The 15,572-nt window shown below is 46.0% G+C and carries 9 protein-coding genes; 5 read left to right on the plus strand and 4 right to left on the minus strand.

The window, feature by feature from the left end; translation table 11 throughout:
• Nucleotides 1-211: 211 nt before the first annotated feature.
• The 5 genes from CA267_RS13240 (at nt 212) to CA267_RS13260 (ending at nt 7,899) form a co-directional block, all read left to right on the plus strand.
• On the plus strand, nt 212-2,284 hold the full coding sequence (locus CA267_RS13240; protein ID WP_075610771.1) for a catalase: 2,073 nt from the start codon (nt 212-214) through the stop codon (nt 2,282-2,284).
• Nucleotides 2,285-2,730: 446 nt separating this feature from the next.
• A complete protein-coding gene (locus tag CA267_RS13245; protein WP_075610770.1) occupies nt 2,731-3,153 on the plus strand; it encodes a CBS domain-containing protein in 423 nt (140 codons plus the stop codon).
• 413 nt (nt 3,154-3,566) lie between these two features.
• Nucleotides 3,567-4,397, plus strand: coding sequence for a non-homologous end joining protein Ku (gene ku / locus CA267_RS13250; RefSeq protein ID WP_075610769.1), 831 nt, complete (start codon nt 3,567-3,569; stop codon nt 4,395-4,397).
• A gap of 5 nt (nt 4,398-4,402) precedes the next feature.
• A complete protein-coding gene (gene ligD, locus CA267_RS13255) occupies nt 4,403-6,904 on the plus strand; it encodes a DNA ligase D (protein WP_075610768.1) in 2,502 nt (833 codons plus the stop codon).
• A 68-nt stretch (nt 6,905-6,972) separates the two neighbouring features.
• Nucleotides 6,973-7,899: an SDR family NAD(P)-dependent oxidoreductase gene (locus CA267_RS13260; RefSeq protein ID WP_075610767.1), complete on the plus strand. Its 927-nt coding sequence runs from the start codon at nt 6,973-6,975 to the stop codon at nt 7,897-7,899.
• Between the two features lie 588 nt (nt 7,900-8,487).
• Here the strand turns inward: CA267_RS13260 and CA267_RS13265 are convergent.
• The 4 genes from CA267_RS13265 to CA267_RS13280 all read right to left on the minus strand — a co-directional run bounded on the left by CA267_RS13265 (nt 8,488) and on the right by CA267_RS13280 (nt 15,448).
• Nucleotides 8,488-10,167 (minus strand): mechanosensitive ion channel family protein, encoded by a 1,680-nt coding sequence (locus tag CA267_RS13265; RefSeq protein WP_083638610.1) that lies wholly within the window; start codon nt 10,165-10,167, stop codon nt 8,488-8,490.
• 660 nt (nt 10,168-10,827) lie between these two features.
• On the minus strand, nt 10,828-11,685 hold the full coding sequence (locus CA267_RS13270; protein WP_075610766.1) for a PA4780 family RIO1-like protein kinase: 858 nt from the start codon (nt 11,683-11,685) through the stop codon (nt 10,828-10,830).
• Nucleotides 11,686-11,999: 314 nt separating this feature from the next.
• On the minus strand, nt 12,000-14,342 hold the full coding sequence (locus CA267_RS13275; RefSeq protein WP_075610765.1) for a phosphoketolase family protein: 2,343 nt from the start codon (nt 14,340-14,342) through the stop codon (nt 12,000-12,002).
• Nucleotides 14,339-15,448, minus strand: coding sequence for an acetate/propionate family kinase (locus tag CA267_RS13280; RefSeq protein ID WP_075610764.1), 1,110 nt, complete (start codon nt 15,446-15,448; stop codon nt 14,339-14,341). The genes CA267_RS13275 and CA267_RS13280 overlap by 4 nt, the downstream gene beginning before the upstream one ends.
• Between the last annotated feature and the right edge of the window lie 124 nt (nt 15,449-15,572).

Here is a 15,572-nt window from a genome sequence, read left to right on the forward strand (position 1 = left end):
GATCTAAAAATTATTTTTTGAACAGCGCGGGTTTTGCTCAACCCAATACCACGAGCTCCTGTAGAGCATTACCTTTCCCTAATCGGTTTTACGCCTTCATACCATCGAAAAAAGCGATAAACCTTCCTTCCTCTCCCGCTGTATCAGCATAGATGTACTTGCAACGCAGCAAGGTAGCTCCTTCAATAAATTAAGAATAAAGGAACGGCAAATGGCTGAATCGTTTAAATACACAGGCAAAAAAGGCAAGGGAGGTGAGTTACATCAACTTCCTTCAAATGAAAACGAGGTAATGACAACCGCGCAGGGTTGTCCGGTAAGTGACGATCAAAATACTCTCTCGGCTGGACCCAGAGGACCAGCCTTGATGGAAGACCAGGTCTTTCGTGAGAAAATATTTCATTTCGATCATGAGCGCATCCCTGAGCGGGTGGTTCATGCGCGTGGCTATGGAGCCCACGGCTATTTTGAAACTTACGAAGATTTGTCTGACCTGACCTGCGCAGATATCTTCCAGCGTAAAGGTGAGAAAACGCCGGTTTTTGTCCGATTTTCTACCGTGGCGGGTAACAAAGGCTCTTTCGATTTAGCCCGGGATGTACGCGGGTTTGCGGTTAAGTTTTATACCCAGGAAGGAAACTGGGATTTAGTAGGAAATAACATTCCCGTCTTTTTCATTCAGGATGCGATTAAATTTCCCGACTTAATTCATGCTGCAAAGCCAGAGCCTGATCGCGCATTCCCGCAAGCTCAGACCGCTCATGATAACTTCTGGGATTTTGTCAGTCTGTCGCCTGAATCTATGCACATGATTATGTGGATCATGTCTGACCGAGCCATTCCGCGTTCATTCCGTTTTATGGAAGGTTTCGGCGTACATACATTTAAGTTCGTAAATAAAGCCGGCGAAGAGAAATTTATTAAATTCCATTGGAAACCCAAAATGGGAATGCAGTCTGTGCTGTGGAACGAAGCGTTAAAAATTAACGGCGCAGACCCAGACTTCCACCGCCGCGACCTGTGGGATTCCATAAATGCGGGAGATTTCCCTGAGTGGGAACTTGGCGTACAAGTTTTCGATCAAGAGTTTGCCGACAATTTCGAATTTGATGTGTTTGATGCCACTAAAATTATTCCCGAAGAAGATGTGCCAGTCACCATTATTGGTAAGATGGTGCTGGACCGTGTGGTGGATAACTTTTTTTCAGAAACCGAACAGGTGGCGTTTTGTACGCAAAACATAGTACCTGGTATTGATTTCACGCCAGATCCATTGCTGCAAGGGCGTAACTTCTCCTATCTCGACACGCAGCTAAAGCGCCTGGGAAGTCCAAACTTTACCCATATTCCAATTAATGCGCCCAAATGTCCGATGAGGCATTTTCAGCAAGACGGGCATATGGCAATGCATAATCCTAAAGGGCGGGTTAATTACGAACCTAATTCATGGGTTACCAAAGAAGCAAATCCTCGAGCTTGTCCACAACATGGGTTTAAGAGCTCAAGTGAGCCAATGAGCGGCGATAAGTTGCGCTACCGTTCAGAGACATTTGCTGATCACTACAGCCAGGCTATTCAATTTTACGAAAGCCAAACAGAAATTGAGAAGAAGCATATCCAAAATGCGCTTACGTTTGAACTTTCCAAAGTTGAGCACCTTCATATCAGAGAGCGAGTGGTCTCACATTTGCTGAATATCAGTGATGAGTTAGCGAATGCTGTGGCCAAAGGGCTTGGCTTCCAGGCGATGCCTGATAAGGCGGAAGCCGCCATGACCCCGCGTACTAATTTAAAAGTCTCAGATCCGTTAAGTATTCTGAAGAACAGCCCAATGAGTTTCAAAGGCAGGAAGCTTGGGATTTTATGCTCAGACGGGATCGATGAATCAATATTTAAAGAGTTAACAACGGCACTTAAAGCTGAAGGTGCCATGTTCGAAGTTATCGCGCCGACTGTGAATGGGGTAACCACCGATAAAGGAAACTATATAAAGGGTGATCAGGTAATCGATGGCGGTCCATCTGTGCTCTATGATGCAGTGGCAATACTGGTGAGTGATGCGGGAGCCAAAAAGCTCGCCATGGTGCCAGAAGCGAAAGATTTCGTGATGGATGCCTTTGCTCATAAAAAATTCGTCGGCTACACCGCCAGCGCAATGACGATTTTTGATGAAGTTAATCTATCAGCAAAAATGGACGCAGGGTTCGTGGATTTGGCTCAGGCTGATTCGTCAGAATTTTTAAAGACATTGGGTAATCTACGGTACTGGCAACGACAGCCTTAATACCCGTTAACGACTAAAGAGGCTGGTGGAGACACCAGCCTCTTTTTTTAAATCTCCCTCTATTTTTTCGCTAATCAGGTTCTGGCACACCCTTTTCTCACCGCCGCCAAACAAGAGAAATCTACATTTTTGCTGCAAAATATTTACAGGTGGTGATACGTTTAGCAGGCAGTGACTTCCATCGACTATTTTCTCCCCCATTTCTGTTGTTAATCCGAATTTACGCCCTCGGGGTTTTAATACGATGAATTCACGGCTTTATTTTCGAAAGCGTAGCGCCCTACATTAAGCATACCGGTAATAGTTGCCGAAAGTGACGCCCAAAAAATCTACCCATAGCGGCGCTGGTAAGCGTCTTGCTTACAGTTACACTATCTGAAATATACACTATCTGAAATAGGTGATGTATTCAGATATTTTTCGAATCATCAAACCGGAGGAGCACCATGCAAATACGTGAAGTGATGTCTGAAAATACTGAAGTAGCCTCATCAAAGGCGAGTGTACGTGATGTAGCACAAATGATGGCCAAGCAAGGCGCCGGCCTTATGCCCGTTTACGATGGAGACAAACTCATTGGCGCGGTTACCGACCGGGACCTTGTTACCAAAGCGCTAGCCAATGGTGTGAGTACAGACGATGAAATTTCAAAAATAGTAAACGATCCTGTTCTTTATTGCTTTCGGGATGACGACACTAATACCGTTCTCAACAACATGAAAGAAAATCATGTTCAGCGCCTCATTGTACTTGATAATGAGAACGACAAACGGCTGGTGGGTATTGTGTCAGTCGGTGATATTGCCGATAAATGTCAGGACGAGGCAACCGCCAAATCCATTGTTGAGTGCTGCAAGCATTATCATTAATGGGCCAGCTATAATGGTCCAACAGTTCTATAAACAGTGAAAGTATAATACCCCGCTTCGCCGGGGTATTATTTTTGTGTCCAAAAGCGAAAGGATTTTTACTCAAGGGCAGGTCGCGAATATTTTTACGGTTGATGGTTTTTTGCTCAATCATGCGTTGCCCTGGGTTCTCACTAGCCTTGATAAGCGGCGTTCGCGGCCTGCGCAAGAACCGTAATGGCTATCAGCTTTTATCTACTCGCGCTGAGTGAGCACACATCAAGGCGGATAAGTTTTAGAGCATATTGGAGATGAAGCCCACTTTTATCTGCTTGAACGTGATGAACCTTCACGGCGATTACCGCGTTTAAATTAAATCCTAAGGTATCGCAGTAGGAATACCATTTTCTATACAATGAAAAAGAAGTGAAGATATGGCACTACGAGCATATTGGAAGGGGCATATTCGTCTCTCATTGGTTTCGTTTGAAGTCAGGTTGCATGCTGCGATAACGGCGACTAAAAAGCTGTCTTTACATCAGTACGATAAAGAAAGCGGCGATCGCATCCATTACCAGAAAGTCGATGAAAGCGGCAATGAAGTGCCCAAAGAAGACATTATTCGAGGCTATGAATATGAGAAGGGCAGCCATGTTCCCATTGACGATGACGATCTGAATAACCTTAAACTTGAAAGTAAACATACCATTGATCTGGTACAGTTTACCGACATCAACGATGTTGATCCCATCTATTTTGAAAAATCTTACTACGTGGTTCCCCAGGGAGAAATAGCCCAAGAGGCATTTCTTACCGTTCGCGAAGCCTTAAAAAAGGCAAAAAAGGCGGCAATAGGGCAGGTGGTATTGAGCGGTAAAGAAAGAATTGTCTCTCTTCGGCCCTGTGGAAATGGGCTTATTATGGATACCCTGCGCTACGCTTACGAAGTGCGGGAAGCCGAAAAGTATTTCGAAGATATACCGGCAAAAGCCGATGTAGGGAAAGAGCAACTAAGCCTGGCTGAGAGTTTAATAGAGCAAAAGACAAAGCCATTCGATCCGAAAGCCTTCAAAGATCATTACCAAACCGGCCTGATGGAAATTATTGAAGCAAAACTAGAAGGCCATAAAGCCACCACGAAGGGCAAGAGATCTACTGCCAAAAATGTCGTGAACATTGTCGATGCTTTGAAAAAAAGCCTTGAGCAGAGCAACAAAGAAAAAGCGAAGAAGACCACGAAAACGACAAAATCTAAAGCGAGCTAGCTCTTATGCCCTCAGACGCGCTTAAAAAGTATAACGAAAAACGAAATTTTGAAAATACTTCCGAGCCGCAAGGGGAAATATCGGCTGAGGCATCAGAGGCGTTATCTTTTGTTGTGCAAAAGCACGCTGCCACTCGCCTTCATTATGATTTTCGCCTTGAATGGAACGGCGTGATGTGGAGCTGGGCTGTGCCTAAAGGGCCAAGCTTCAACCCAAACCACAAGCGCTTAGCGGTGCGTACCGAAGATCATCCTATTTCCTATCGTACATTTGAAGGCGTGATACCGAAAAATCAATACGGCGCCGGCCCGGTGATGGTTTGGGACGCGGGCACTTGGGAATCACTCGAAGAAAACACCGATGACGCGATAAAGAAAGGCAAGATTCATTTTCGGCTTTCCGGCGATAAACTGGCCGGCGAGTGGACCCTGGCCCGGATGAAAGGAGCCGGTAAAGGAAAAGAAAACTGGCTTCTGATGAAAAAAAGCGACGACAAAAGCGTTGATGATGAACAGGAAGATTTTCTTGAAAAAACTGACTATAGCGTAATAAGTGGTCTCAAGTTTGACGACATCGCCAACGGAATAACTAAAAAGAAATCCGGAAGTACTGCGAGCCTCGCCTCGCTGACAGAAGCGTATTCTGCTGTGCAGTTGGCTACGCTAGTCGATAAACCGCCCAAAGGCGCCGACTGGCTTCATGAGGTTAAGTATGATGGTTATCGAATTCTGGTTTATTTTTGTAATGGTCGCGTAAGAATTAACACCCGCAACGGCCACAACTGGACAGACAAATTCCCACGCTTACGAGATGCATTTGAAAAACTAGAAGTGGGAGATTTCGTCGTTGATGGGGAAGCGGTAGTTGTCGATAGCAATGGTATTACTGACTTTAAGTCTTTGCAAAACGCACTGGGAGATGAATCTGCGCCTATGCAGGCTTTTTTCTTCGACCTGCTTAACTGGAATGGCGATGATTACGCCAAACAACCGTTTGCAGAAAGACGTCAGGCGCTGGAAAAGCTTTTTGAGCAAATCCCGTCAGATCCTTTGTTTATTAGCCAAACCATTTCGGGTGAGGGCAAAGACGTAATTGAAAAGGCGTGCGAGCTTGGTTTAGAAGGTATTATTTCTAAACGCAATTCCTCCCCTTATACCACCAGCCGGTCAAGATATTGGCTGAAGACGAAATGTGAGAACCGGCAGGAATTTATAATTTGCGGGCTCATTCCTTCGACTGCAGAGCGGCTTGCTGTGGGATCACTTCACCTGGGATATTACAAGAACGATGTGCTGTGCTACGCCGGTAAAGTCGGCACAGGATTCTCCAGAGATGAAGCGAAGAAGCTCTACGCAGAATTATCCGCTATTAAAAGAAAGCAACTTCCTTTTCCGGATTCAATAGATTCTGACACTAAAGATACGGTGTGGGTTGAGCCCGAGCTACTTTGTGAAGTGAAATTCGCTGCGTGGACAAGCACAGGAAAAGTACGACACGCCTCCTATCAGGGAAGGCGGGCAGATAAAACCCCGGAAAAAATTCAAAAAGAAACTCCCGCGCCAGTAGAAAAGAGCCAAGGTAGCGCGCCAATGAAAGCGAAAACAAAAACATCAAAAAGAAGTACAAATCCACGCGTTGAAAACATTCCTATTTCCCATCCGGATCGCAAAATATTTCCTGAAGCTGAAGTCACCAAAGAGCAGCTGGCCCGCTTCTACAGCGAAATGAAAGACTACATTATTCCTGTGGTCGCAAAAAGACCCATCAGCACGCTGCGATGTCCAAAAGGCATTAGTGAAAAATGCTTTTTTCAACGCAATAAAGGCAGTGGGATGTCGGACAACATTCACAGCATTGAAATTGCCCATAAAGATTCATCTCACGATTACATGTACATCAATTCAATTAGCGGCTTAATTGAATTCGTGCAGTTGGGGGTGATTGAACTCCACCCCTGGAACGTGCGGGTTGATAACAGTGAGAAGCCAGACAGACTGATTTTTGATCTTGACCCAGGTGAAGATGTGCCTTTTGAGGCTATAAAGCTTGCCACCCTTGACATAAAACGCAGGTTAGAAGAGCTCGGATTGGTTTCATTTTTAAAATGCACTGGCGGTAAAGGCCTGCATGTGACGGTTCCTGTTCAGCGAAGGCTCGACTGGGAAACGGCCAAAACGTTTTGCCGCAATTTTGCTAAGGCAATGGTAAGCGATACCCCTGACGCCTATACCATTAATATGTCTAAAGCTAAACGCGGCGGCAAAATCTTCCTTGATTATTTACGTAACGATTACGCGTCTACTGCGGTCATGGACTACAGCGTACGAGCACGCGCCGGAGCGCCTGTTGCCGTACCCCTTAACTGGAATGAACTCGACGGCTTGGAAGCGGCAAATCAGTTTTCAATTGATGATGTGCTGGAGAGAAAGAACAAAAAGCAACTATTTGAGTATCCGTCGGTAAATCAACAATTAACCAAAGAGGTTCTTAACCAGTATAAAAGCTGAAGCATTTCCTGAATTGCGTACGCAATAGAAGGTTCCACGCACGCTATGAACATTAAAAAGGAGTCATTATGTCCGATAAAGAAGATGTAAAAAATAAGACGATAGTTATTGTTGGCGCTTCCAGTGGCATTGGCAGAGGGGCCGCTATAGAACTGGCTAAACTCGGGGCCAATGTAGTTGTTGCTGCTCGGCGCTCCGAATTGCTCGATGAACTTGTCGAAGAAATTAAGCAGAACCAGGGTAATGCTATAGCCGTGACTGCTGATGTAAGCGAACGGGAAGACATTAGCAAACTTGAACGAGAAGCCATTTATCATTACAACCACATTGACGTATGGATTAACAATGTAGGTGTCGGTGCTTTAGGGTATTTCTGGGACATCCCTCTAGACGTTCACGAGCGCCTGGTAGACGTTAACCTTAAAGGGCTGCTGTACGGTTCACACGTTGCGCTAAAGCATTTTATTAAGCGTAAAAAGGGAATCTTGATTAACGTCGGCTCGGTGGATAGCGAAGTACCTGTAGCGCTGCAAAATACCTACGCGGCGACGAAATCGGCGGTACTTAGCATTAGCAGTTCGATAAGCGAAGAGTTGCGCCTCGCTGGTTATGAAGACTGTATTGATGTTGCCACTATTATGCCTTGGGCAGTGGATACACCTTGGTGGACTCATGCCGCCAATTATTCTGGCCACGCTCCACGAATGACAAAACCAGACGATGCTAAATTAGTGGTAGACGAAATTGTAAAAGCCTGTACCGATCCAGAAGTGAAGATGCCTGTTGGAGGAAAGGCAAAAGCATCTAATCTATCTCATCACCTGTTTCCACAAATGACAAACAAAATGACCGCTTCGCTTGCGCAAAAGGAAAGTCATAAAGGCGAAAACGTAGCGGACACTACGGGGGCGTTATTTAGTCCCATGCAAGAAGGTCGCGGCGTCGACGGCGACCTTCGAGAAAGAATGGAAAAAGAAGATGAACAGGAACGTTAAACAACTGCTAAAACGTTAACGGTAGCCCTGCGGCAGCGGCAATATATGCAGGGCTTCTCGCTTTTTTTCTGCAACAAAGTAAAGATAACCTTAACTAAATCCAGCGCATGAACTGGAAGTATACGGAATATGTAAAAGCATATTGTGGTTTAATTTTTGGTTGCAACGCAGAAAACATTTTTTGCTCTAGAAGACGTGTAATAGCGGGTTTTCTATGGTGAAGAAAGTAGGTACAACACGTCCCTTTACCCTACCATTATTAGTGAAGATTATCTTTCAGGATTCCCAGGCTTTTTCTGCTGGTCTTGTCTCTGACGAGAATAATCTTGCTGCTGCTCTTTATCCTGGTTTTTCTTTTGTTGATCAGATTGAGTACCCATGTGTCCTCCAAAAATTAAAAATTAACAACTGTTTTACAGCTCTTTAACTATAGTTCATATGAGAGAAAATAGTGCAAGATATGGAAAGAATTAATTCATATTTTTTTATCTGATGATACTGCGACCAAATGAACCCAAATTTAATACATTGCGCAGAAAAGTCTTGCTTCCGTTAGGTTTTCTCTAATTTACGGCAATGAAGCTGGACTTATAACTCTCCTTGCTCACGCCATTGCTTTACTTGCTCTTCAGCCGCTCGAGATTTATCTTCCGATAAACCGGTGTCTTTAGCCATATAGAGGGTCTGAGAAGGAAACGCAAACCCTGTACCGCTGGCATTGACCGCATCAGCAATATTAAGATTGATGCGTTCCTGAAGCTCAAGAAACTCGTTGTAATCGTTCGCGAGGATATAAGCAAACAGTTCAACGTTTAAAGAACTGCTTCCATAACCGATAAAACGCACCCTTGCCGGGTCTGGGTCAACCCGCGGATTTTCACGAAAAATATTTCTAATTTCCCGTAAAAGATACTGCAGTTGATCAGGGGTGGTTTCGTAACGAAATCCTAGCACGGCGCGTAACAGAAACTTATCCCGATGAGCGTAGTTTTCTATTTTCTGGGCAGAAAAATCGCCGTTGGGAATGACTACCAAGGTACGGTCAAGGGTGCGGATGCGGGTGGATCGCATGCCTATCTGTTCCACCGTACCCACTGTGTCGCCGACCTTGCAAAAATCCCCAACACGTACGGGCTGATCAAAAATTAATGTTAAACTTCCCACCAGATTCTCAACCGTTTTTTGCGCTCCCAACGCCACCGCTAAACCCCCAATTCCTAATGCAGCCAAACCGGTCGTTACATCAAACCCCGCCATGTCGAGAGTGGCGATGATGGCAATAGCCACCAAAATGAATTTAACGCTGCGGCGAAAAAACAACACCGCTGAAAGTGCGCCAAACCTCGCACGACTTACCATTTTTTTCTCGGCCACGCCTGCTACCACGTCTACAAGCTGCCAGATCAGCAGTAGTAATGCCAAAGACGCCATGATTACCACGAGTTCGCTGAAATACTGACGTACAACAATAGAAATTTCTAGCTTCTCAGCGGCGGCAACAAACAGAAGAACTGCGCCATAGAGCCGGGTAGGGGCAGAGAATGCTTTAACCAAGCCTGCCGGATAACTCGGGTATTTGCGACTGATGATTTTTCGGGCAAGAAACAGTAAAGAAGAAGTCGCTAACCGACTAATAAGATAAGCGCTTAAAGCAAGTAGAACCATTGCTATCCAGTGGCCAATGGGGACGCCGTTCCAGTTACGCTCTACCAGCACTGAGGGTAATAAATGATTTATGGTAAGCTCAATGTCCTCAATTTTCTTCGGTAGAAGGTTGAGAGTCTGAGAGGAAATACGCCAGATTACAAACGGCTCTGCCTGTGTTTGCTCAAGTAGTAGTGGCAATGTCTTTCCCGCATGGGAAATGGTGCCTATTTGCTCCATGGTGGGCGCTAAGCCATCTTCTCCCTTTCCAGTTATTTCGTCACTCATTACTGCCGTAGGCTCCACACTGCCGCCTGCATCAAGCATTATTCTTAAAGCTTGAGCCAGGGCCGCGCCGGTAGTCGCCCGTTGATTTGGAGGCAGGTTCGAAAGATCAAGATATTCAGCAGCTTTAATGTAATCTTCGTCTGCAATTGCACTGATATAGCCGGTAAACGCTCCTCGTGGTGTGCTTCGCTCCAGAGGATCCTTCACCGCACTTTCTGCCTCCGCAGCAGATTCTTCTGATGGCGTTGTGTTGGTGGGCAAACCAAGCTGTGCAAAAGTGGGGCAGGCGACAGCGAGCGAGATTGCAGTGACTAATAACCGTAGAACGTATAGCATGACTGTTTAATGTCCTTAAACCTGTTGAAGCCCGATTGGAATAGTCTGCGCGAAGAATCTTGCGAATCGGTAACGTTCCTCCAACTTTCTGCGGCGCACAGGGTGCTGGAAAAGCAATCCACCGTCTGCGTCGAAAGCTTTCAGTTTTTATATCTATCTCTATTTAGTCAATATCAGCAGCAAAAGTTCATTGCTTTTGAAAGGCGGACGGGCTCGAACATCTGGTAAGAGCATGATTAAGCGACATTCCCTGTACAATAATTTATCGTCCGAAAGGCAGTACAGGCATGTTGACTCCCTTCGGGCGCGGCTTATTCAGTTTTTGAGCTGCGCCAATTGCGTTCGATTTAGCCCCACCAAACCTTCGAATTTGGCTTGTCAAAAAGTTGAAAAATTCTCGCGCTGAGTGAGCACACATCAAGGCGGATTAGCATTACCCTGGCTCGAATATCGCCTCGTTATTAGGGGATGGATGGCAATTGAAGAATAAATGAATAACGGGAAGGGATTCTAATAAACGCGCTGTTATCAATATCGTTCATGTAATTTGGAAGGATTTTTAGCAGCGCAGATTTTTATATGTACCCATAGTTGTCGAAACACCTGGGTACATTTCTGTTGACTTAAAAATGTATATATTGTTGCTAACGAAAAGGGTAGTTAGTCATCACTATAAGCATTGCGTATCCGCTCTAAACGTTCCTCTTCTTCTGCAAAGGCGGCTTTAATTTCTTCTAGAACGTTGTCTACGTCTGCCTCGCTCTCGTCAAATTCAAAATGACCCGTGAGGATAGAATCAGGCGTGAGTTCACCGGCTTCAAACAGCGCCCACATTTCTTCCGCGTAGTGAGTGTGCTTTAATTCAGGGGCAAATTCGGCATAGTAGTCTGTCATGTTGCGCACATCCCGTTGCAACATGCGAAACGCGTTGTTATTGGCCGCGGCATTGACTGCCTGCGGCAAATCAATAATTACGGGGCCGTAATCATCTACCAATACGTTGAATTCAGACAAATCACCATGCACAACTCCAGCACATAGCATTAGCATGACGTACAACATGACTTGAGCATGATCTTCCAGAGCCTGTTCTCTGGACATAGAAACTTCGCTCAACCGTGGTGCCACTTCACCATTTTCAATAGTGACCAGCTCCATAAGCAGCACACCATCGTAGCAGCCAAACGGCTGCGGCACTCTAACGCCGGCTTTGGAAAGAGTGAAAAGCGCATCTACCTCGGCATTTTGCCAGGCATCTTCTTGTTGTTTGCGGCCAAAGCTGGAACCTTTTTCCATGGCTCTGGCACGACGACTGTTTTTAACCTTACGGCCTTCCTGATATTGCACTGCTTTTTTAAAGCTGCGTTTCATCGCTTCTTTATAGACTTTGGCGCAACGGATCTCGCCTTGGCTTTCTACCACAAACACAGTGGCTTCTTTGCCACTCATAAGCTGGTAAAGCACATTATCAATTAGTCCGTCTTCGACTAAGGGTTGTAAACGCGGAGGAATTTTCATGGCGAGTTTATACAGCACTCCTGATACTTTTTAAATAGCTTGTACGTTATTTACTTTGGTATGGATAAACGTGGTTTTATCCCACCTCGCTATGTTGCCTTTCCCAGCAAAATAAAAAAAGCGATTTTTGTGTAAACTCAGAAAGAGGCGTAGGGAAATCTTTACTCTTAGACGTGTAATCCGAAGCTTTGGTTAGCTGGCCAGGGGACTCAGCTGGAGCATCCTTGCTCCAGCAGTTCGGCTAAGAAATCTGCTCTTATTATTAATAAATATTCCCGAGCTCTCCCTGAGAACCTGTTTACTATCAGGCCACCTTAACCGATATCATTTTGGTTATTGAAGAGCATGCTTTTAGCAGTTTGAACAATGTGTTCTGGTGCTTGATGATTAACAGACTGCATGCCTTGTCTATCCAATGTTCCTCCCTGATTTCTATATCCTAAAAAGGTGGTACGTTTCGGGCCTAAGTCTAATCGCCTTAATACTCCTGTCACTACATCTGCGCCTGTATGTGAAACAATGATACGTAAGTTTGAGGGGGAAATCAGCAGATCCAACGCGTCATCAGTATGGCAGTATTCCGCTTCTGCTTCGTCTCGTGGCTTGCGGAACTTCCCCGGCTCTAATAAAGCAATAACAGAACAGGAAACCGATTGCTCACGCAGCTTTTGTGCTGCCTCAATACAGGCTTGCAGCTGATAGCCTCCGATTGCCAGCAATTGAATATCTGCATTTTTGCCTTCTGTGGCGATAAAGCAGCCATTTTTTACGGCTTCTTCTGCTTCTGCGGCAGTGGTTACCACGGGGAGCGCTTTTTTTGCGACAACCACCGCCGCGATGCGGCCATAAGTCTGATAAACGTTTTGTAAAGTGGCGACTGCTGTATTCGCATCAACAGGAAAATATACGGGGGCGACATCCGCCATTTCCGTCATCCATTTTTCGGCAAAGCCGGGGTCTTGGTGGGATTGCTCGTTCTTGCCATTTTCCCAGGTATGAGAGGTTGCAATAATCGGTACGCTAATCCAGTTAGGCGGGCGGTTATTCAGCTTAAGATTACGGGCAAAAATTAATTCCTGACGCATTGCTCCCAGCATTTTCATCGCAAAGGCTTCATAGCTTACCACCAGCCCTACACCCTGTTTGTTAGCCAGTGCAGCGGATACCACAGCCTCTTCGTTTAACGCGGTAATAATTCCCCCATGCAATGATTCGGTTTCTTCATTTTCAGGATTGATGACCCGATGTTTTAAATGCGCTAACGTTTTTGCCATTCGGTTGCTGGTGATCTCGTCAGGATTACCGACACGAAAGCGTACCTCCTTATTCGCTCCCAGCAATGCGGCAAACCATTTATCTATCGCAGTCATACAAGAGGCGGAATTGTCGGAATTCTCTCGTTCCGTTGCCGGAAAGGTAAGAGACCGGCGCTGGAAGCAGCGTAATTCGTGATCTTTTTCCCATACCCGACCATTCTGCTCATGATTGGTTAAGGTCTTTACACTTTTAAATAACATGTCAGGCGCAACGTGTAATTTGCGCGTAGCCTGATGAAAAGCTGCTCTGGCATCGCTGTCATCCCGCAAACTGCTACCTAAAGGTAAGCTATGCGCAGCGTTTTCCCCGGCCGCTGGCATACCGTACCCTTTGGCTACCTCTGCAATGGCATAAGGAATTCTCACGGGATACGCGCTACCGCCTTTTTTTACGTCTTCGCTACGCTGCTTTAGATTTTTAACCATGGTTAAAATGGCAAGGGCGAAGGCAGCAGGATCGCTGCCGTCAATGATGAAAGGATCAAAGCCTTTTAAAGCGAGATGCTGTTTAAAAGATTCAGCACCGCCTTTTTGTTCCATTAGGCTGCGTTGGTCAATTCTGCGGCCGTTGGCAATCATAATCGGCATGACTAAACCGGTATCCCATGCTCGCCACCAATGCGACGCCCAATCGCTTCCTCGTTGTTCTTCAAAGGCACCATCACTCATAAAAGTGACAAGTTCTTGTCCGGGTAACGGCATATGAACGTACTGGAGCTCGGTGAAACCCAGGTAGCCGCCTTCAACTATGCCTCCTGCAGTGTGAACATTGACATGGCTGCCCACGCGGGATACTTGCTTGCCATCTGAACCCAGTTCGTAGCGATAAAAATCATAACAAAGCTGGCTTAACCCTTCTTCATCAGGTGAGTACAGCTGCGCTTTCTCATCGTATTGATTCCCCGTAATGGCATTCACCGCTTCGATGGCAGCCACACAGTGTCCCTGTCCCATCAGCCATGAGCGGGTTTTGCCTGAAAGCGCATTTGCCAGCATATAGCCTGTATATGCGGGCGCCATGTTTAGCGAGCCGCCGGTGTGCCCCTGCGCTTTTTGTTTAAATTCGTTTGAGGTTAAGGGTTCGCCATCTAGCTTTACTTTGTTGGCGTAGGTCATATGCGCAATAAGCCACATACTAGCGCTACACACATGATCTGCAGCTTTCAATAAGGCTAAAGCATCTATAGCGTTGGTCCGGCCTTGATCGGAGCTGGCTTGAACTAAAGTCTCTATATAATCATTAACCGCACTGACAGTCTCTGCCTTATGGGTTATAACGCCGTAACCCTTCGCCCAGTCATCAAAGCTACGCTGAACCTGCTTATTTTGAGAGACATTCATAGTAAAACCTTTTCCTTATAAGTTTTAAACTGGCTATGCATTTCGTTGCACTCCTGGTTTGGGGAAATCCAAATGTCAGTTGACGAGTTTTCGCTATGAATGGCGCACAATTCGTTTTCGGCATCATTATTTTCGCTTGAGACTACAACGCCTAATCCAGCTATTGGCTGCAAACAGGCTTCACGAAGCGCTGGCTGATTTTCCGCAAGTCCTCCGCCGAATCCAATAGCATCAACGCCACCCATAACCGCCATGAGCGAGCCTATCGCCTGTGTCAGCCGATAGGAAAAAACAGCGATAGCAAATTTGGCAGCAGGCTCTTCACTTATCTTTAAATCGCGATAATCTCCAGACACGCCACTTAACCCCAGCAGGCCTGCCTCGTGATTAAAAAGCTTATTTAGTTGCGCAACGGAATAATGTTCACGTTCAATTAAGTGCAATACAATATTGGGGTCTACACCTCCGCTACGGGTTGTCATGGGAACGCCATCGGTTGGGGTAAAGCCCATTGTGGTATCCAAAACCTTGCCGTCTTGCCATGCGGTAAGGGAACTTCCGCCGCCCAACTGAATAGTGATCACCCGCGAATATTGTTTTTGCTCCTGGAGCAAACGCCATTGTGATTGGTGCGCCAAACCGTGAAAGCCATACTTTTTGATAGGCCAGCCTGAGGATAATTTTCCAGGCAGGGGATAGTGGCGGGCGTGTTCAGGCAGATCGCTGTAAAGTGCTGAATCGGAAAATACGAATTGCTGAGCATCAGGCCACCGGGCTTTTCCCTTTTCAATTAACGCCAGAGCAATGCCGTTATGCAGAGGGGCCAGGGGTTGCCAGTGTTTAATTAACGCGAGGATTTCATCATTTACCCTAAGCGGGTTTTGTTCAACGTCTCCCATATGAACCACGCGATGCAAAATGTAATCACAGGGGGTGGAATGAGTAAGAAACGCTGTAAAATCATCTAGTAGCTTGTGCTGCTCTCCTTCCGTTGTTGTGCTGTCTTTGAGTTGACCATCTTCCCAAAGTTGCATCTCAAGAGAGCCGCTGCCGGCGTTGCACACTAAAATGCTTTCATCTGACTTTCCGCTGTTTTGGTATTGCATGGCTGTCCTCTACAATCTTAGCTGAACGTACGCTTGCCACGAGCTTCGCCCATAGCATCTTTAGGGAAGCACGATTTAAACCACTTGCCCAAGGAAGAGGAATTGCTTCGAGATAAGCAGGAAA

The organism is Alteromonas pelagimontana, from assembly GCF_002499975.2.
In the GTDB taxonomy this organism is placed as follows: domain Bacteria; phylum Pseudomonadota; class Gammaproteobacteria; order Enterobacterales; family Alteromonadaceae; genus Alteromonas; species Alteromonas pelagimontana.

Bases quoted from the DNA above. Each gene is read 5' to 3' on its own strand.
- CA267_RS13240 (WP_075610771.1), top strand. From the start codon at position 212: ATGGCTGAATCGTTTAAATACACAGGCAAAAAAGGCAAGGGAGGTGAG.
- CA267_RS13245 (WP_075610770.1), top strand. From the start codon at position 2,731: ATGCAAATACGTGAAGTGATGTCTGAAAATACTGAAGTAGCCTCATCA.
- ku (WP_075610769.1), top strand. From the start codon at position 3,567: ATGGCACTACGAGCATATTGGAAGGGGCATATTCGTCTCTCATTGGTT.
- ligD (WP_075610768.1), top strand. From the start codon at position 4,403: ATGCCCTCAGACGCGCTTAAAAAGTATAACGAAAAACGAAATTTTGAA.
- CA267_RS13260 (WP_075610767.1), top strand. From the start codon at position 6,973: ATGTCCGATAAAGAAGATGTAAAAAATAAGACGATAGTTATTGTTGGC.
- CA267_RS13265 (WP_083638610.1), bottom strand. From the start codon at position 10,167: ATGCTATACGTTCTACGGTTATTAGTCACTGCAATCTCGCTCGCTGTC.
- CA267_RS13270 (WP_075610766.1), bottom strand. From the start codon at position 11,685: ATGAAAATTCCTCCGCGTTTACAACCCTTAGTCGAAGACGGACTAATT.
- CA267_RS13275 (WP_075610765.1), bottom strand. From the start codon at position 14,342: ATGAATGTCTCTCAAAATAAGCAGGTTCAGCGTAGCTTTGATGACTGG.
- CA267_RS13280 (WP_075610764.1), bottom strand. From the start codon at position 15,448: ATGCAATACCAAAACAGCGGAAAGTCAGATGAAAGCATTTTAGTGTGC.